Here is an 18047-nt window from a genome sequence, read left to right on the forward strand (position 1 = left end):
CTTTTCCCTATGCATCCATCCCTGTCCCCCGGCGATCGGCAATATTTCCTGGGAGTAAAGTCCGCCTTACTTCTGGTCTGGTTGATGGTTATCCCTGCCCTAATTGGTGGGGCCTTCCATATTCAGTCGGTGCAGGCCCAGGGGACTCCCTACATTCCCCCGCCCATTACACCGCCCCCCCTCAGCCCCAGCGAAAATCCCTTTGACCCCAGCCTTTTTCCCACGGATCCCTTGATTCCTTCTGGGGAAACCCTCACCCCTTTGCAACGGCGACGGTTAATCGAAGCCCTAGATGCATTGGAAGCTGAGGCCCTGGTGTTGGATCAAGCAGGGCAGGGAGACCAGGCTTTTCAACTCCGTTACCGCAGTTTACGGGGACGACAAAGGTTGGGGGATTTGGCCGAGGTTGAAGCCCTGGGTCGTATTGGGGCGATCGCCTGGGAGCAGGGGCGCAATCAGGACGTCATGGCCATCGGTCAGCGTTTGGAAGATTTACAACTTTCCCTGACTAGGGAAAAGGCTATGAGCCCGGAACTGTTAACGGCCTTTGCCAAAGCCTATGGGCAACTCCACAGTCTAGATGCGGCGATCGCCGTTTATCAGCAAATGCGTCGGGAAGCTCAACAACAGGGGGATTACCGCCGCGAAAACCAGGCCCTCTCGATGTTGGGGGAACTGTATCTGGCCAAATTTAACTATCCCGCCGCCGCTGAAGTGTATGAAACCCTTTTAGCCAGGGCCACCAACGCCCGCAACAGCTATTACGAAGGCATTTATTTACAAAAATTGGGGGAAATCTACAAACAGTCTGCCCAGCCCGACAATGCCATTCGCATCAAAGAGCAACTGGTGCAAAGAAGATTGCAGGACGGTAAGCCAGAATTGGTGCCCGACATCCAGATTGCCATTGGCGATCATTATTTAGAACTAGAGCAGGCGGAAAATGCCAGCCAAGCCTATCAAAAGGCCTACACCCTGGCTTGGTCCATTAAACAATTGAGCACAGCGGCGATCGCCTTGGATAAGCTGGGGGATTTGTACCTGTTCAGTGAACAGGCCAACTATGCCTTGGAAATTTATAAACAACTTTTGCAGGTACAGCAGCAATCCTATAACTATTACGGCATGATGATTACCTACGAAAAAATTGCCCAACTCTACATCAATGCCCAACAACCCAGTGCGGCGTTAACCGCCTATCAACAAGCGTTATCCCTAGCCCGTTCCCTTAAATACAGCACAAAGGAAAACAATATTCTTAATCAAATACAAACTATTTCTGGGGGCACTGGGTCATAGATTTTATTCACAAATTTTTGATTAGCCATGGCGAATTCTGAACAGGCCTATTGGTTAGCCTGGAGTCAGGTTAAGGGGGTAGGGCCAGTGTTGCTCAAGCGGCTGGCTCAACATTTTGAGCTCTTGGAAAATGCCTGGAAGGCTAGACCGATCGCCCTGGGGGAAGTGGAGGGTTTTGGCCAAAAACTGATTGAGAAAATTGTCGGACAAAGAAATACTCTCAATCCCTTTCAATTTTTAGAGGAACATCAACAAAAAAATCCTCAGTTTCTTACCCCCAATGACCCAGACTATCCCCGTTTACTTTGGGAAATCCCCAGTCCGCCGCCGGTGTTGTATTATCTGGGACGTCTTGACCACCGGGAAAGTCAAGGACAAATTCCCGGAGTAGGCATGGTGGGCACCCGTTACCCCACGGAGCATGGGAGCCGTTGGACCAGGAAAATTAGCCAAGCTCTGGTCAAATCTGGTTTCACCATCGTTTCTGGCTTAGCCGCTGGCATTGATGCTGATGCCCATAACAGTTGTTTGCGGGTGAACGGAAGGACGATCGCCGTTTTAGGCACTGGGTTAGATTTGGTTTATCCTCCCCAAAATCGGCAATTATTCGAGCAAATCGCCGCAGAAGGACTAATTTTGAGTGAATATCCCGTGGGTAGTAAACCGGAAAGGGGCAATTTTCCCGCCCGTAATCGTATCATTGCCGGTCTGAGCAGGGCTGTGTTGGTCATGGAAGCTCCCCCCAAATCCGGGGCATTAATCACCGCCAAGTATGCCAACGAATTCAACCGGGACGTGTTTAGCCTACCCAATTCCCCCGATATTCCCGAAGCCCACGGCTGTTTAAATCTCATCCATAACGGAGCGGAGGTAATTCTCTCGGAAAATCAATTGTTGGCCAGCCTAGGAGCTATGCCCCTACTAGATCAAGGACAAGAGCAAAAAAATGTCCAAGGCGATCGCCAAGCCCGCTATCCAGACCCAACCAATGTTCCTACTTTAACCACTGGGGCAAGGGGTAAAAAACCTTTGACTGAACCACCGGAGGACTTGGAGGCAACTTTAGGGAAAATCCTGGCCGCAGTAGAGGAAGAGCCCACAGCTCTGGATCAAATTGTCGCTGTCACAGCCCTGGCCATTGGAGATGTTTCCGCTGGATTATTACAGTTGGAAATTCTTGGTTTAGTCAGCCAGGAACCGGGCATGCGCTACCAAAGACGTTGAATATGGGGTATCAGTTATCACCACCGGGCAAATTAATCCACTGTTACCGCCGTTCCCGTCGCTGTAATTAATAGCAATGCTCCCCGGTCGTCTATGTTAATCGTTCCGGTATTTACAGACACTCCGATTACTCCATTGGCCCCTAGTTTCTGGGCCCGTTGACCCAATTCGGCGATCGCCTCTCGGTGGCCTTTTTCAAAGATTTGTTCATAGCTACCGGTTCTACCGCCAATTAAATCTCGAATACCGGCAAAAAAGTCCCGCAGAGCATTGGTGCCGTATACCACTTCCGCTGTGACAATGCCATGGTAGCGAGCAATGGTCCGGCCTTGAACAATATCCGTTGTGGAAGTCAGCATAGTTTTAAGATTCTGCGATTTTGTTTAAATTAGTTTTAACTTCAAAGCTTACTGATGTTACCACTCCCAAAAAATTCAAGAAATGCCAACAGTAATGCCATTGTTGAACCCACTGCTGTTAGAGCATGGGCGGAGAAACGAATGATATACATTGAACTCAGTGATGGACGGATCTTTGGCTTTCCTGGCGATCGCTTCCGTATCCTTAAAGAAGCTACCAATGAACAACTGGCAAAGGTCAAAGTTGAAGTGAATGGTTATGCCCTCCGCTGGGAAGAGTTAGATGAGGATATTACTGTCCCTGGAGTAGTGGCCGGCCATTTTCAGTTGCCTTTGACCTAAGGCGATCGCCTTGCCCTAGCCTAACTGGCCGGATCTTGGGCGTCAGGTCAGTAGTTTTTGCCCCAATTCCAATCCTTTCCTGACAATTTTGCGTTTTCTAACAATTCGTCCAAATTCTGTATCTGATATGGCAGTATGATCGAAGAAGATCCCCATTTTGCATTGTATTAGGAACTATTTGTTATGGCGTTACAACTCGGTGATGTTGTCCCCGACTTTACCCAAGAATCCAGCCAAGGCCCCATTTCTTTCCATGAGTGGGCCGGCGATAGCTGGGTTGTTTTATTTTCTCACCCTGCGGATTACACTCCGGTTTGTACCACCGAATTGGGCACTGTTGCCAAACTGAAGCCGGAATTTGATAAGCGCAACGTTAAGGTGATTGCCCTCAGTGTGGACGACGTGGAATCCCATCAAGGCTGGATCTGTGACATTAATGAAACCCAGAACACCAGCGTTAACTATCCCATCTTGGCCGATGGCGATAAAAAGGTGTCCGATCTCTATGGCATGATCCACCCCAATGCCCTCAATAATTTGACGGTGCGTTCTGTCTTCATCATTGATCCCGCCAAAAAACTACGGTTGACCCTCACCTATCCCGCTAGTACTGGCCGTAACTTTGCTGAAATCCTCCGGGTCATTGACTCCTTACAATTAACCGACTATCACCAAGTGGCCACCCCGGCTAACTGGCAAGATGGCGACAAGTGTGTGGTGGTGCCCTCCATTTCCACCGAGGATGCCAAGGTCAAATTCCCCAAAGGTGTGGAAGAAATCAAACCCTACCTGCGCATGACCCCCCAACCAAACAAGTAGTTTTGATTTGCACAACTCCTTTGGCCGCGATTGACAGATATTTGAAACACTTTCTGATCCGCCTCCTTGGCCATTAGCCATAGGGACTGACCGATTGGGTTCTGAGATCAACTTGATCAATTTGATCAATTAAATTCAACAAGCTTTTGAGCAAAGGGGGAGGATAATCATCTACCCTCTTTTTTGTGGCCCTTTGCAGAAATTTCCTCAACTTACTCCGATGATCCAAGTTCTCGATCGCCAGTTGGTGGATTTAATTGCAGCGGGGGAAGTGATTGATTCTCCCTTGGCGGTGGTGCGGGAATTGGTGGAAAATGCCCTGGATGCTGGCGCTGATCGAATTTTGGTTCGTCTTTGGTGGGAAGAGTGGCGCTTGGAAGTGCTGGACAATGGCCAGGGCATGGATTTGACGGAACTGAAAACCAGTGTTTTGCCCCATGCCACCAGTAAAATTAGTAGCCAAGCAGATTTACAGCGGATTAAAACTTTAGGTTTTCGAGGAGAAGCCCTCCATAGTTTGGCCCAGGTGGCCCAGTTAACCATTAGCAGTCGCAGTGTGGCCAGTGCGGATTGTGGTTGGCGCATTACCTACAGTCCCCAGGGTCAACCAGAGCAGATTGAACCGGTGGCGATCGCCGTGGGAACCAGGGTGGAAGTGCGGCAACTGTTTGCTAATTTTCCCCAACGTCGGCAGGCTTTTGCTAAAAGTCAGCAGTTTTGGCGGCCGATGGTGACCTATCTGCAACAATTAGCCCTCTGCCATCCCCAGGTAACTTGGCAACTGTGGCAGGACGAACGGTTACGGTTGAGCCTTAGCCCTGGCCCCGATGCTGAAGCGATCTTGTTGCAATGCCTGAAATCCCTCCAAGCTAGCCAGCTTGGCCATGGGGAACAATCTTTGCCCCTACCCGCCACCATAGATGATTCAGAGGATTCAGCGGCATCAGCCCATTTAAGTTTGACCTTTGGCTACCCCGACCGCTGCCATCGTCCCCGGCCAGATTGGTTAATCATTGCCATTAATGGTCGCCCGGTGAATGTGCCAGAGCTAACCCAGACAATTACGGCTGCCTTTCACCGCACCTTGCCCCGGCAACGCTATCCCCTGTGCTTTGCCCATTGGCAACTGCCGCCCCAGTGCATCGATTGGCACCGTCACCCTGCGAAAACGGAAATTTATTTGCAGGATATGCCCCACTGGCAGGGACAACTGCAAGCCTTGTTGCAAAAGGAGTTAGCCCTAGTAGAAGGCAGTGCCACTCCCCGCTTGAACCAATTGCTCAAGGCGGCGGAACCTGGAGGAGTTTACCAGTTGCAGGCCCCAACCTCCCTCACGGAAACTGTGTTGGGCCAGCCCACTGCCCTCAAGGCGATCGCCCAAATTTGCCAGACCTACATTGTGGTGGAACATGACCGGGGTATGTGGTTGGTGGAACAGCACGTGGCCCATGAACGGGTTTTGTTCGAGGAGTTGCAACGACATTGGCAATGTGTTTCCCTCGAGCAACCGCTGATATTGCAAGGATTTAGCTTGGAACAGGTGGAAAAATTACAAAGTTTAGGGCTAGAAATAGATCCTTTCGGGGAGGACATCTGGGCTGTGCGTAGTTTACCAGCCCTACTTCAGGGGCAAGCAGAAATTATTGCCATTCTCCGGGAACTCAGTCAGTTATCTTCCCTCTCCACTGCCCAAGCGGCGATCGCCTGTCGTAGTGCAATTAAAAATGGTACGGAATTGGATCGCAGTGCCTGGAAAACATTGATTGAGCAATGGCAAAAATGTGAAAATCCCCACACCTGTCCCCACGGTCGCCCCATCTATTTGGCCCTGGAAGAATCATCCCTGGCCCGTTTTTTCCGCCGGAATTGGCTTGTTAACCCGAAAACTTCTTCCCCTTAAATTACTGTGAACCGATGCTGGCTTAACCCACTCTTGGTATCACGGGTAACAAATTTATCGGACAGGGCAGGGTTAACTATAAAGGCTAACTCGGTTTTCCCCCAAGCCATTTCCGTCCAAACCATCGGAAATGAAGGGTTTAAGCTGGATTTGCCCCCCTTTCTTCCAATTCTAGAAAACATTGTGTCAGTACTCCTAGAAGGTATTTTTAACGGTTTAAGCACAAGTTCAGTATTACTGATTGCCGCCCTGGGATTGGCGATCGTCTTTGGCCTCATGGGGGTAATTAATCTGGCCCATGGGGAATTGATGATGTTGGGTGCCTACAGCACCTTTGTGGTGCAAAACCTCTTCCAGGGCTTTGGCGACCCTTGGTTTGACCTCTACATTTTTGCGGCTTTACCCGTTGCTTTCCTGGTGGCGGCGATCGCCGGTCTAGTTTTGGAAAGACAGGTCATCCGCTACTTGTATGGCAGACCACTGGAAACGTTGCTAGCCACCTGGGGAGTAAGCCTGATTTTGCAGCAGTTTGTCCGCAGTGTGAACTGGATTATGGTGCTGGTGGTGGGCATATTTTTGCTGCTCTATTTTGGCGGCACCTGGTTAATCAAACGCCAGGCCGGTGGCAAACCTTGGTTAGGGAAAGCCCAGGTAGTTCTTTTCTTTCTCTCGGTGGCGATCGCCAGCATTAGTGGCTTCGCTGTGGCCCAGGGCAATTCGCCCCTATGGAATCGGGCTTGGTTTGGGGCCAGGAACGTTAACGTCAGTGCTCCCACTTGGTTGCGGGGGGGATTTGCCATTGGCACTTTCCAAGTACCCTCCACCCGGATTTTTATCATTTTCCTGACTCTGCTCTGTTTACTGGCGGTATATTTGATTTTCTACCGCTCCAACTGGGGACTGAGGATTCGGGCCGTTACCCAAAACCGGGGTATGAGTGCCTGTTTGGGCATTCCCACTGGGCAGGTGGATGCTTTGACCTTTGCCCTAGGCTCTGGGCTAGCGGGCATTGCAGGCTGTGCCATTAGTTTTCTCGGGGCGGTGGGGCCTAACATTGGCCAAAACTACATTATCAACACCTTCATGGTGGTGGTGGTGGGGGGCGTTGGTAACCTATTGGGAACCATCATTGCTTCCCTGGCGATCGGGGTATCCAGTGACCTCATCGGTAGTGGCACCCTAATTCGCCTATTTCCCGCAGAGGGAGCCTTGCAACCCCTGTACGAATTTTTCACCTTTTTCGCCACCACCAGTATGGCCCGGGTGTTGGTATTTGCTTTGATTATTCTCTTTTTGCAAATTAAGCCAGCGGGCATTTTCCCCCCCAAGGGGCGTACCGCAGAGCTATAGCAGTGACCCATCCATTCCCCTCTGGCAGGTCAGTTCTGTTGCTCTGGCCCAAGGGGGTAATTCATTTAGCTAACTTGTTTGTTTATCCCTGGTCATTTTTCCTATGCAAAATCCTCCCCAAAACCCTGGTTCTCCCCTAGGCAAACTCCTAAAGAAGCTAGGTTGGAGTGACTATGCCCTATTTGGAGCGGTGCTGGTTTTTGCCTGTATTCCCTTGATTATTGCCGTTTTATCCCTATCGGATTGGGTGGTGGGTCAATGGTTGCTGAAGAATTTTCCCTTCCTACGGCTCAGGTTAATGGGGCGTTTCCTTTCCTTGGCCATTATTGCTTTGGGCATTGACTTAATTTGGGGCTACACAGGATTGCTGAGCCTGGGCCATGGCATCTTTTTTGCCTTGGGGGGCTACGCCTTTGCTATGTACCTCAATCTCCAGTTGCCGGATGGTCAATTACCGGAATTTTTTGGTCTCTACGGGGTGGACAAACTGCCTTTGATTTGGCAACCTTTCCATTCCCTACCGATCACGCTGCTGGCCATGGTATTGGTGCCGGGGGCGATCGCCGCGCTGTTGGGTTATCTGATTTTTCGTAACCGGATTAAAGGGGTATATTTTTCGATTTTGACCCAGGCGGCCCTGTTGGTGTTCTACAACTTTTTCAACGGGCAACAGAAATTAATTAACGGAACCAATGGCTTAAAAACCGATACGGAAAGAATTTTTGGTTACCTGGCCAGTTCCGACGGAGCCCAACTGGTATTTTATGAGCTGACCGTGGTGGCTTTGTTGTTGGTTTATATTCTCTGTCGCTGGCTTACCAGCGGACGCTTTGGGCGCATTTTGGTGGCCATCCGGGACGATGAAACTAGGGTCAGGTTTACGGGCTACGACCCCACGGGCTTTAAGGTGTTGGTGTTTGGCATCTCCGGGGCGATCGCCGGTTTATCGGGGGGGTTATACACGGTGCAAACGGGTATTATTACCCCCAGCATTATGGACGTGGCCTTTTCCATTGAAATGGTCATTTGGGTAGCGGTCGGGGGCCGGGCTACCTTAGTGGGGGCAGTGTTGGGAACCCTGTTGGTACGCCTCGCCCAGAGTAGTTTGAGTGAACAATTTCCCGAAGTTTGGCTCTTTTTCCAAGGGGCTTTGTTCCTGATTGTGGTGACAGTGCTCCCCAACGGTATTGTGGGCTGGTGGCAAGAACAGGGCATTGTCCAACTGCGCAATTTATTCCGGGGTAAACCCCAGTTGGCTACCTTTCCCAGCCTAGAAGAAGATCCCCTGGTGCAGGAAGAGCGTCAACAATTCGAAGGGGAACCGGAAGAACCGTAAGCTTTTTAAGCTTGGGCCGACCTTAACCAAGGAAAATTTTCTCCTGCCGAAAAACATTACTAATCCATAACCATTACCACTGCAATTTCTCCTATAAGGAATGGGTCAAGGGATAGCAATGGGTATGTTAACCTGGTCTAGTTTTATGGCATTTTCCTATGACATTCTCTGGGTCCGATCGCCGTTGGCCTAGGGGGGCGACTCCCTATTTATTTTTGTTGCCCGCTTTGATTATGATGGCTGCAACGGTTTTCTATCCAGCATTACAGGCTTTTTCCCTCAGTTTTACCCAATACGAACTGGACTTGACCAAGGCTCCCACCTGGGTAGGGTTAGCTAACTTTGAACGGCTTTGGCGGGATAAAGTTTTTTGGCTGACCTTTCGCCACACTCTTCTTTATCTAGTGGGGGTAGTGCCTCTGTTAATCATGTTGCCCCTGGGGTTAGCCATTCTAGTTAACCAAAAACTGCGGGGCATTACTTGGTTCCGCATGGCCTATTACACCCCGGTGATTATTTCCATTGTGGTGGCAGGCATTGCCTGGAAAGCTCTCTACGCTTCCAACGGCATCCTCAACCAAATCCTTGCCTTACTGGGATTTAGTGATGGCATCCCCTGGCTCACTAGCCCCCATTTAGCCCTCTGGAGTGTGATGGTGGTGACGGTGTGGAAGGGATTGGGTTATTACATGGTTATTTATTTGGCGGGCCTGCAGGCCATTCCCCAGGAACTCTATGAAGCAGGGGCGATCGACGGGGCTGACGGTTGGCGGCAACATTGGGACATCACCATTCCCCTCATGCGGCCCTATTGTTTATTGGTAGGAGTGCTATCTTCCATTTCCGCCCTCAAAGTTTTTGAAGAAGTGTATATCATGACCCAGGGGGGCCCCCTCAACGCTTCCAAAACGGTGGTTTACTACGTTTACGAACGGGCTTTTCAGGACTTGGAAATGAATTACGCTTCGGCGATCGGGCTAGTCCTGTTTTTGGTTATTTTCATTTTTTCGGTGATTAACCTCAAACTTTCCGGCGGTAACCTGCCGTCCCGTTAAAGCTCTTAGGAGACATAATTGACCCTGACTGAAAAAAATGGACAAATCCAGGAGGACAGTATGATGGAATTCCCCGATGTCGTAGTGGAAGAAAAGGAAGTGCAAAAAGTATGAAAACACTGTATGAAACCGACTTCAACCTGTGGATAGAGCAGACCGTCAACCAACTCAAAAGCGGTGACATCAAGGGGTTAGACCTGGACAACCTCATTGAAGAAATAGAATCCATGGGACGGAATAACAAAAGGGAAGTACGAAGCCGGTTAATTGTCCTCATGGCTCACCTACTGAAATGGCAATACCAACCCGAAAAACAGAGCAACTGGATCTACACTATCAAAGAGCAACGCTTACAACTCAAGCTAATCCTGCAAGACAGCCCCAGCCTGAAGCCCTTTTTGCAACAGGTTTTAGACGATTGTTACCAAGATGCTCGAAGGGATGCACCCCAGGAAACCAAACTAACCCCCGACAACTTCCCCAAAGAATCCCCCTACACCCAAGCTCAGATCCTAGACCCCGACTTTTTCCCAAAATCAGAATAAATACAAAAAAGCCCTCTAAAACAATGACCTTGTCCTGAAAAACTGACACAAAAATTTCATCTGTTTGTCACAGCCCTGCCATACCCCTCCCCTACATTAATAAATGTCAGCCCAAGCCGTTTTCCCAATTGCTCCTCACCGGGCTGACTTTTTTCCCTAGATTTGTTTTAAGCAATAATCCAGCAAATAAGTGCCACCAAGCCATGAAAGACGTTTCCCTCCATTCTGCCAAACAGACCCCTTCTAAAATTTCCTTGGCCTACCTGGGGCTAGTCCTGGTGGGTATGGGCATTGGCGCTGGGGGGACTTTTGTTTTAACCAATCCCCAATGGGCAGAACACTTAGCAGATCACTCCGTTATTTCCCCTTTGGTAACCAGCCAATCCAGTGCTCCCATTAAAGAGGGCTTAGCAAACAACCTACAAAGTCGTTTAACCCCTAGGGAACCCAGTAATTTTGTGGTGGACGTGGTGGAATCCACTGGCCCCGCAGTGGTGCGCATCAACGCTCAAAAAACGGTTAAATCCCAGGTACCCCAGGCGTTTAACGATCCCTTCTTCCAAAGATTTTTTGGCTCCCAGATGCCCCCCATGCCCAATGAGCGGGTGCAACGGGGAACGGGCTCCGGTTTCATCGTTAGCAATGATGGCAAGATTTTCACCAATGCCCATGTGGTGGATGGGGCCGATGAAGTGACAGTAACCCTCAAAGATGGTCGTTCCTTCCCCGGTCGGGTGATGGGCTCTGACCCTTCTACGGATGTGGCGGTGGTCAAAATTGACGCTGGTGATCTGCCTACCGTGGCCCTGGGGGATTCCGATCGCCTGCAGGTAGGGGAATGGGCGATCGCCATTGGTAACCCGTTGGGCTTAGATAATACTGTCACCACGGGGATTTTGAGTGCTACGGGCCGCCGTAGTGCGGACATTGGTGTGCCCGACAAACGAGTGGAATTTATCCAAACCGATGCGGCCATTAACCCTGGTAACTCTGGCGGCCCCCTCCTCAATGCCGATGGCCAGGTGATTGGGATGAACACCGCCATTATTCAAAACGCCCAGGGCATTGGTTTTGCCATCCCCATTAATAAAGCCCAGGAAATTGCTGAACAGTTAATTGCCACTGGCAAAGTGGAACACGCCTACCTCGGCATTCAAATGGTGACCATGACCCCGGAACTGCAAAGTCAAATTCGCCAAGAAACGGGTATGGACATTCCTGTGGATAAGGGCGTAGTGATTATGCAGGTCATGCCCAACTCTCCGGCGGCGATCGCCAAACTGCAACAGGGAGACGTGCTCCAATCGCTCCAGGGACAACCGGTAGAAAATGCTGAACAGGTACAATCTCTAGTGGGCAAACTAGCGGTGGGAGACGAAGTGGAACTAGGCATTCTCCGCAACGGCCAAAAAGAGAACTTGAAGGTTACCATTGGTGCTTTGCCGATTACCCCGCCCAACTAAATGACTATTGCTAGGACAAACGGGGGCTTTTCTCCTAAACTTTTAGGATGTTGGATCAAGGCCCGTCGGCAAAAATTTAAGTTGCCCCTCACCCTCCCCAAGGAAGCTCTGGCCAACCTGGGGAGTTTGCAGGTTTAAACCGGTTCCCAATCCCTTTTAACTTTGATTTTTTAGATTTAACTAAAATTATGGTTTGGACCAAAGCCCTCGCCCAAAGTGAGCTTCCCCCCGGTAGTCGTCAAGTGGTTAAGATAAACCAACAGGCCATTCTGTTGCTGAATGAAGCGGGCACTATCCACGCAGTTAGTAACCAGTGCCCCCATCTCAAATTACCGATGAAAAGCGGCAAAATTAAGGACGGAGCCATTGTTTGTCCTTTCCACCGCAGTGCCTTCGACCTTTGTTCCGGCGCTGTGAAGGAATGGAGCCCCTTTCCTCCCGTGGTGGGGAGCTTAATGGGCAAAATGTCTGCAGAAAAGCCCCTGCCGGTGTTCCCTGTGCGGGTGGAAAACGGAGAAGTACAGGTCGATTTGGGTGCTTAAAGATAAAAGCTAGTGCTTATCCCCGGTTAAATCAGTAAAACGAAAACGAGTATGACCTTAACAATTGTGGCTGAAACTGCTCCTCTAAGGGAGAATGACGGCGTAATGTTGGTTGGCAACACCCGTGTCCCATTGGATACGGTGATTACCGTTTTTAATCAGGGGATGACAGCGGAGGAAATTGTTTCTCGCTATCCATCACTGAATCTGGCCGACGTTTATGGCGTCATCTCCTTTTACCTAAACCATCAAAGAGAAGTGGAAGTCTATTTACAGGAGCGCAGACGGCGATCGCAAGAGATTCGGGCAATGAATCAGACCGGATTTGATTCAAAAATTTTGCGGGATCAATTGCTGGCTCGTAAAACAGAACGGTAAATATGTTAAGGTTTCTCGCTGACGAAAACTTTGACAATACAATTCTGCGGGGTCTATTTCGCCGAAATGTAACTCTTGATATTCTCCGGGTACAGGATGTTGGACTTTCGGGCCAAGCAGATCCGGTCATTTTGGAGTGGGCAGCCCGGGAGGATCGTATTTTGTTAACCTACGATGTCGCTACAATCACCAAATACGCCTATGAGTGAATCAGAAATGATCGGCCCATGCCGGGGGTAATTGAAGTCAATACCTTTGCCGTAATTGGTAGAGTCATTGACGATTTTCTTTTGTTGGTGGAGTGTGGTCAAGCTGGAGATCTAGAAGGACAAATACATTATCTTCCTTGGTGAGAATACTCTACCGAAAAATGATCATTCCACAGCCCCAACGATTTACAGCAGACTTTAAGAATGTGAGCTAATTCAGTTAACTAGGATTTAAATCTGTTTTGACCCATAATTCCCAACCCCTACCCGTTGACCCCCAGGACAATGGCTTTCCCCCAGTCCGTTTCCAAACCCATTTCCAAGGCAGAATGGAAATGTTTGCCCCAGGCCAAGAGGTAGAAGATTATCTACAAGCCCACCAAGGTTGGTTCCGCCGCTGTGCTCAACCTATGCAAGCAGATCCTTTGGGGGACCATGGCTATGTCTTGACTATTGGTAAATTTGGCGCTTTGGGTTTTGATGTGGAGCCCAAAATTGCTGTGATGCTGGAACCCCCCCAGGATGGCAATTATCTGATGCATACGGTTCCTTTACCTGACGGCCCTGATCTGGGTTACGAGGTAGACTTTCTGTCCAACATGACTCTGCATCAGGTCAATGGCGATCGCCTGACGGAGAAAAGTTTAAAACAATTTGCCCAAGCGGAAATTCCCTGGCCGGAAACCATTACCCAGGTGGAATGGGACTTGAAAATGGATGTGGCGGTGCAGTTCCCTGGCTATATCTACAAGCTGCCTATGAAGTTAATCCAATCCACTGGCGATCGCCTCTTAACGGAAATTATCCGTCAAGTGTCCCCCCGTTTAACCTACAAAGTACAGCAGGATTTTCACCAGGAAAAGGGTTTGCCCCTACCGCCCAAAAGCGGTCGTTATTTCCAGCGAGTCAAACCAGCGGGGGAGGATCAATTTGAACCAGAGATGGAAACGGAAGTCGAATCTTAATCTGTCCTGACCAAACGGTTAGGGGGGATTACTAAATTATCTTAAAGATCAACAGACCAATTTTTTAGTGCCAATGGCCATGCCCCTTGTCCAATCAATGAAAAAACCCCTACCTATTCTGCTCGGTTTATTGGGGCTAGGGATCTTGGTGGTGGGAATTTTTGCCTACCGTTCGGCCTATGGCCCTTCCCGCCAGTCAGAATTGGATAAATACACGGTCATGGCGACGGAGTCTCCCCTGGAGGTGGAAATTAAGGCCAGTGGGACCGTTCAACCCCAACAAACCGTCAACATTAGCCCCAAAGCCCCCGGCCGTTTACTGCGACTTTTTGTGGAACAGGGGGATGTGGTTAAAAAAGGCGATCGCATTGCGGTGATGGAAAATCAAGAGTTTTTTGCCGACGGTAAGCAATCAGAAGCCCGTTTACAGGAGGCGATCGCCAGGTATGAACAAGCTCGCATCAGAATTCCGGCTGAAATTGACCAACTGCGGGCCCAAGTGAATCAGGGTCGTACCCGCATTGCCCAGGCCCGCTCCCAATTGGCCAGTGCCCAGGCTCGTTTGGAACAAGCCCAATCCCGCATTCCCAGTAACATTGACCAACTCCAAGCCCAGGTGGCTTCGGCCCAGTCCCGCCTCAAGCTGGCGGAAAACCGTCGCAATCGTAATCAAAGCCTCCTCCAGGAAGGGGCCATTACCCAGGATCAGTATGATGAACTTTCCAATGAATTTTTAAACGCCCAGGCCAATTTATTTGAAGCCCAAAGTCGCCTCAATAATGCCAAAACCATCGCCTCCCCAGAAGTGGGGCAGATTGAGCAAGAAATTATCCAACTCCAAGGGGCGATCGCCGAAGCAGAACAGGGGCTAGTGGACCAAATGTCCCAACTGCAACAACGACAGGCCACCGCCGAAACGGAATTGGCCACTCTCCAAGCCGCCGCTTCCCAGGCAGAAGCCCAATTACTGCGGAGCAAAATTGCCTATGAAGATACCTTCATTTTGGCCCCCTTTGACGGCATCATCACCCAAAAATTTGCCACAGTGGGTTCCTTTGTTACTCCCACCACCTCGGCTTCCAGTACAGCTTCCGCTACCTCCACTTCCATTGTGGCTTTAGCCCAGGGTTTAGAAGTGGTGGCCAGGGTACCTGAAGTTGACATTTCCGCTCTCCGTCCGGGGCAAATGGTGGACATTGTGGCCGACGCCTTTCCTAACGAAGTTTTTACGGGCCGGGTAATCCGGGTTGCCCCCGAAGCCATTGTGGAAAATAATGTCACTTCCTTTGAGGTCACCATTGGTTTAACCACGGGCCAGGGACAATTGCGCTCCAAGATGAACGTGGACGTGGTCTTCAAGGGGGATAGGTTGACCGATGCTTTAACTGTGCCCACCGTGGCCATTGTGACTGTGGGGGGGAGAACCGGGGTCATGGTGCCCGATGCAGAGGATAAGCCCCAGTTTAAGCCTGTCACCATTGGCCTCGTGTTGGACGACAAAACCCAAATTCTCAGAGGACTAGGGCCCAGGGAACGGGTGTTTATTGATTTGCCAGAGGGGAGCGAGGATGCCCTCAAGCCGCCGGAAGACTCCAGTGAATCCGGCAATTAACCAAGCCAAACACCCTCAAACGTCAAGGGAGCCCCAAGTCGGCTCCTTTTTTCATGGCGACGTCTAACGACAAAAAAACTTCTTGTCAACTTTAGTTTACAAAAATTTACAAAGCTGTTACATTTATTTACATAAGGCAAAGGAAGTCTCCCTAGGGAGCAAGCCAATGCCCCAGGAATGATTATTTTTCTTGATTATCTGTAGGAATTTAGGAGTCACTGCCATGTTCGCCCCCATCGTTATTTTGGTTCGTCAACAGTTGGGCAAAGCTAAGTTCAATCAGGTCCGTGGCAAGGCGATCGCCCTCCATTGCCAGACCATCACCAATTTCTGTAACTGGGTGGGCATCGATGCCAAAAAGCGTCAAAATTTAATCCGTTTGGCTAAATCCAACGGCAAAACCCTGGGTTTATTGGCCTAAGTCTTTATTGCTGACCGTTATTACCAAACTGAGTCGGTCCAGGTCTTTTGAGATTGACATTCACTGATCCGGCTCTCCCCCATAACTTTCCTAGAAATCCCCCCCTAACTCTCTACGTCCATGGGGGGATTGCTTTGTGTGGATATGGAACACCTCTGACTTGCGGAGAAAACAGTCACAATCTTCCCAGGCCGAAAGCAGGGATAATACCCTTGGTGGCAACCGCAGCAATTGACCGGAGGCGTTATGAAGAGTTTATGGGATGACCAGGAAGCAAACCAATATCAGGGGGATTTACCCCAACGGGTTTATACATCCCGTTTGCTGGGTCGGGAGTCGTCCCTGGTGCTCCATGGCGGCGGCAATACCTCGGTGAAATGTCAAGTAACTAATTTGGTGGGGGAAAAGGAAGACATTCTCTATGTCAAGGGTAGTGGTTGGGATTTGGCCACCATTGAGGAAGCGGGGTTTGCCCCGGTGAGAATGCCCCATTTGCTCAAACTATCTAAGTTGACGGCATTATCCGATCGCCAGATGGTCAATGAATTAAAGACCCAGATGACCCTGGCCACTGCCCCTAGCCCTTCGGTGGAAACCATTCTCCACGCCATTTTACCGTTTAAATATGTGGACCATACCCACGCTGATGCGGTGGTAACCATTACCAATACGGCCAATGGAGAAGAAAGAATTCGAGAAATCTACGGCGATCGCCTGGTAATTATTCCCTATGTGATGCCGGGGTTTGATTTAGCTCGGGTGTGCGCCCAAAGATTTGCCGCCGAAGCCCACGGGGGAACAGTGGGCATGGTGTTAATGAATCATGGCATTTTTTCCTTTGGGGCCACCGCGAGGGAAGCTTATGAAGGCATGATCAGTTTAGTGAATGAAGCGGAAGAATATCTCAAAAATCAAGGAGTCTGGCAGATTGACTATGGTCAACCCCAAAAATCTGCCCAGGAACAACGACAGGTTCTGGCCCAATTACGCTGTGACGCCAGCAAAATAGCTGGATTTCCCCTGGTAATGCGGCAATATCAAGACGAAGCTAGTTTAAGCTTTGCACAAAGACCCGATTTAGCCACCATTAGCCAGCAAGGCCCCGCTACCCCAGATCACGTTATTCGCACCAAACGCCTACCCCAATTAGGTCGGGACGTAGGGGATTATGCCCAGCAATATCGACAGTATTTTCAGCGCAACGACGGCAAAGGTGGGGAAACTAAAACCATGCTCGACCCAGCCCCCCGCATTATCCTTGATCCAGAACTGGGCATGCTTACCCTAGGTACTTCTGCTAAAAGTGCGGCGATCGCCGGGGATATTTATCAGCACACCATAGCAATTATCCAGCGGGCCACAGGATTAGGCGGTTACCAAGCTTTGCCAGAGTTGGACATTTTTGCGGTGGAATATTGGGATTTGGAGCAGGCCAAATTAAAACAAGCTGGCAATCCTCCCATGTTTGCAGGGGAAGTGGCCCTAGTGACGGGGGGAGCCTCCGGCATTGGTAAAGCTTCCGTTGCCCAATTACTGAAACAAGGGGCGGCGGTGATTGCGTTAGATATTCAACCCAGTATCAAAGATATTTATCATCGTCCCGACTTTATTGGCATTGAATGCGACCTCACGGATACCAATGCTTTTAAACAAGCTCTGGAGCAGGGCATAGCCCAATTTGGCGGTCTGGATATGCTGGTGCTGAATGCGGGTATTTTTCCCGTGGCCCGGGCGATCGCCGAATTATCTACGCTGGAATGGCAAAAGGTTTTAAACATTAATTTAGACGCCAATTTAACTCTGTTGCGGGAGTGTTATCCCCTGTTAAAGTTAGCTCCCAGGGGAGGCCGGGTGGTGGTAATTGGTTCTAAAAATGTGGCTGCACCGGGGCCAGGTTTAGCGGCTTATTCAGCGTCAAAAGCGGCCTTAAATCAGTTAATGCGGGTGGCAAGTTTAGAATGGGCTAAGGACAATATTCGTTTGAATACTATTCATCCTAATGGGGTATTTGATACAGGTTTTTGGACAGAGGAAGTGCTAGAAGCCAGGGCACAACATTACGGTTTAACAGTGGAAGAATACAAAGCTAATAATTTACTGAAAGTAGAAGTTACCAGTGAAGATGTGGCGGCATTAGTCACAGCCATGGCTAGTCCCTTATTTAGTAAAATCACTGGTGCTCAGTTACCTTTAGATGGCGGCAATGATCGAGTTATTTAGGCAAGAAT

The 18047-nt window shown here is 49.8% G+C and carries 18 protein-coding genes; 17 read left to right on the top strand and 1 reads right to left on the bottom strand.

Annotation, left to right across the window (positions count from 1 at the left end; translation table 11 throughout):
- The first annotated feature begins 9 nt into the window (after positions 1 to 9).
- Together H6G45_RS02480 and dprA are read left to right on the top strand one after the other, a co-directional pair.
- Complete coding sequence (locus H6G45_RS02480; RefSeq protein WP_190596277.1) at positions 10 to 1299, top strand: hypothetical protein; 1290 nt, start codon at positions 10 to 12, stop codon at positions 1297 to 1299.
- A gap of 27 nt (positions 1300 to 1326) precedes the next feature.
- Positions 1327 to 2523, top strand: a complete 1197-nt coding sequence (dprA, locus tag H6G45_RS02485; RefSeq protein WP_190596279.1) for a DNA-processing protein DprA — start codon at positions 1327 to 1329, stop codon at positions 2521 to 2523.
- A 32-nt stretch (positions 2524 to 2555) separates the two neighbouring features.
- Here dprA and H6G45_RS02490 read toward each other — a convergent pair whose 3' ends face one another.
- Entirely contained in the window at positions 2556 to 2882 is a 327-nt protein-coding gene (locus H6G45_RS02490) for a YbjQ family protein (RefSeq protein ID WP_190596281.1), read from the bottom strand.
- A 54-nt stretch (positions 2883 to 2936) separates the two neighbouring features.
- Here H6G45_RS02490 and H6G45_RS02495 point away from each other — a divergent pair, with 54 nt between their 5' ends.
- From H6G45_RS02495 to H6G45_RS02565, 15 genes are all read left to right on the top strand, one after another.
- On the top strand, positions 2937 to 3224 hold the full coding sequence (locus H6G45_RS02495) for a DUF2442 domain-containing protein (protein ID WP_190596283.1): 288 nt from the start codon (positions 2937 to 2939) through the stop codon (positions 3222 to 3224).
- A 183-nt stretch (positions 3225 to 3407) separates the two neighbouring features.
- Positions 3408 to 4043 carry a peroxiredoxin gene (locus H6G45_RS02500; RefSeq protein WP_190596284.1) on the top strand — a complete coding sequence of 212 codons (636 nt, stop codon included), beginning with the start codon at positions 3408 to 3410 and terminating at the stop codon, positions 4041 to 4043.
- A gap of 220 nt (positions 4044 to 4263) precedes the next feature.
- Entirely contained in the window at positions 4264 to 5943 is a 1680-nt protein-coding gene (gene mutL / locus H6G45_RS02505) for a DNA mismatch repair endonuclease MutL (protein WP_190596285.1), read from the top strand.
- 183 nt (positions 5944 to 6126) lie between these two features.
- Positions 6127 to 7293, top strand: a complete 1167-nt coding sequence (gene urtB / locus H6G45_RS02510) for an urea ABC transporter permease subunit UrtB (protein WP_190596287.1) — start codon at positions 6127 to 6129, stop codon at positions 7291 to 7293.
- Between the two features lie 103 nt (positions 7294 to 7396).
- Positions 7397 to 8629 (top strand): urea ABC transporter permease subunit UrtC, encoded by a 1233-nt coding sequence (urtC, locus tag H6G45_RS02515; protein ID WP_190596289.1) that lies wholly within the window; start codon positions 7397 to 7399, stop codon positions 8627 to 8629.
- 158 nt (positions 8630 to 8787) lie between these two features.
- Positions 8788 to 9684 (top strand): sugar ABC transporter permease, encoded by an 897-nt coding sequence (locus tag H6G45_RS02520; RefSeq protein WP_190596291.1) that lies wholly within the window; start codon positions 8788 to 8790, stop codon positions 9682 to 9684.
- A gap of 110 nt (positions 9685 to 9794) precedes the next feature.
- Entirely contained in the window at positions 9795 to 10229 is a 435-nt protein-coding gene (locus H6G45_RS02525; protein ID WP_190596293.1) for a DUF29 domain-containing protein, read from the top strand.
- Between the two features lie 203 nt (positions 10230 to 10432).
- Complete coding sequence (locus tag H6G45_RS02530; RefSeq protein ID WP_190596295.1) at positions 10433 to 11692, top strand: HhoA/HhoB/HtrA family serine endopeptidase; 1260 nt, start codon at positions 10433 to 10435, stop codon at positions 11690 to 11692.
- Between the two features lie 188 nt (positions 11693 to 11880).
- Positions 11881 to 12234, top strand: coding sequence for a Rieske (2Fe-2S) protein (locus H6G45_RS02535; protein WP_190596297.1), 354 nt, complete (start codon positions 11881 to 11883; stop codon positions 12232 to 12234).
- Between the two features lie 51 nt (positions 12235 to 12285).
- Entirely contained in the window at positions 12286 to 12612 is a 327-nt protein-coding gene (locus H6G45_RS02540) for a DUF433 domain-containing protein (RefSeq protein WP_190596299.1), read from the top strand.
- 2 nt (positions 12613 to 12614) lie between these two features.
- Positions 12615 to 12821: a DUF5615 family PIN-like protein gene (locus H6G45_RS19400; protein ID WP_242018012.1), complete on the top strand. Its 207-nt coding sequence runs from the start codon at positions 12615 to 12617 to the stop codon at positions 12819 to 12821.
- Between the two features lie 242 nt (positions 12822 to 13063).
- Positions 13064 to 13786: a DUF1997 domain-containing protein gene (locus tag H6G45_RS02550; protein WP_242018013.1), complete on the top strand. Its 723-nt coding sequence runs from the start codon at positions 13064 to 13066 to the stop codon at positions 13784 to 13786.
- 97 nt (positions 13787 to 13883) lie between these two features.
- Positions 13884 to 15398, top strand: coding sequence for an efflux RND transporter periplasmic adaptor subunit (locus H6G45_RS02555; RefSeq protein ID WP_242018014.1), 1515 nt, complete (start codon positions 13884 to 13886; stop codon positions 15396 to 15398).
- A gap of 223 nt (positions 15399 to 15621) precedes the next feature.
- Positions 15622 to 15819, top strand: a complete 198-nt coding sequence (locus H6G45_RS02560; RefSeq protein WP_190596303.1) for an electron transporter — start codon at positions 15622 to 15624, stop codon at positions 15817 to 15819.
- A 246-nt stretch (positions 15820 to 16065) separates the two neighbouring features.
- Positions 16066 to 18039, top strand: coding sequence for a bifunctional aldolase/short-chain dehydrogenase (locus tag H6G45_RS02565; protein ID WP_190596305.1), 1974 nt, complete (start codon positions 16066 to 16068; stop codon positions 18037 to 18039).
- Positions 18040 to 18047: the final 8 nt, after the last annotated feature.

Origin of the sequence: Synechocystis sp. FACHB-383 (assembly GCF_014698605.1) — a bacterium.
Taxonomy (GTDB): Bacteria; Cyanobacteriota; Cyanobacteriia; order Cyanobacteriales; family Microcystaceae; genus Synechocystis; species Synechocystis salina.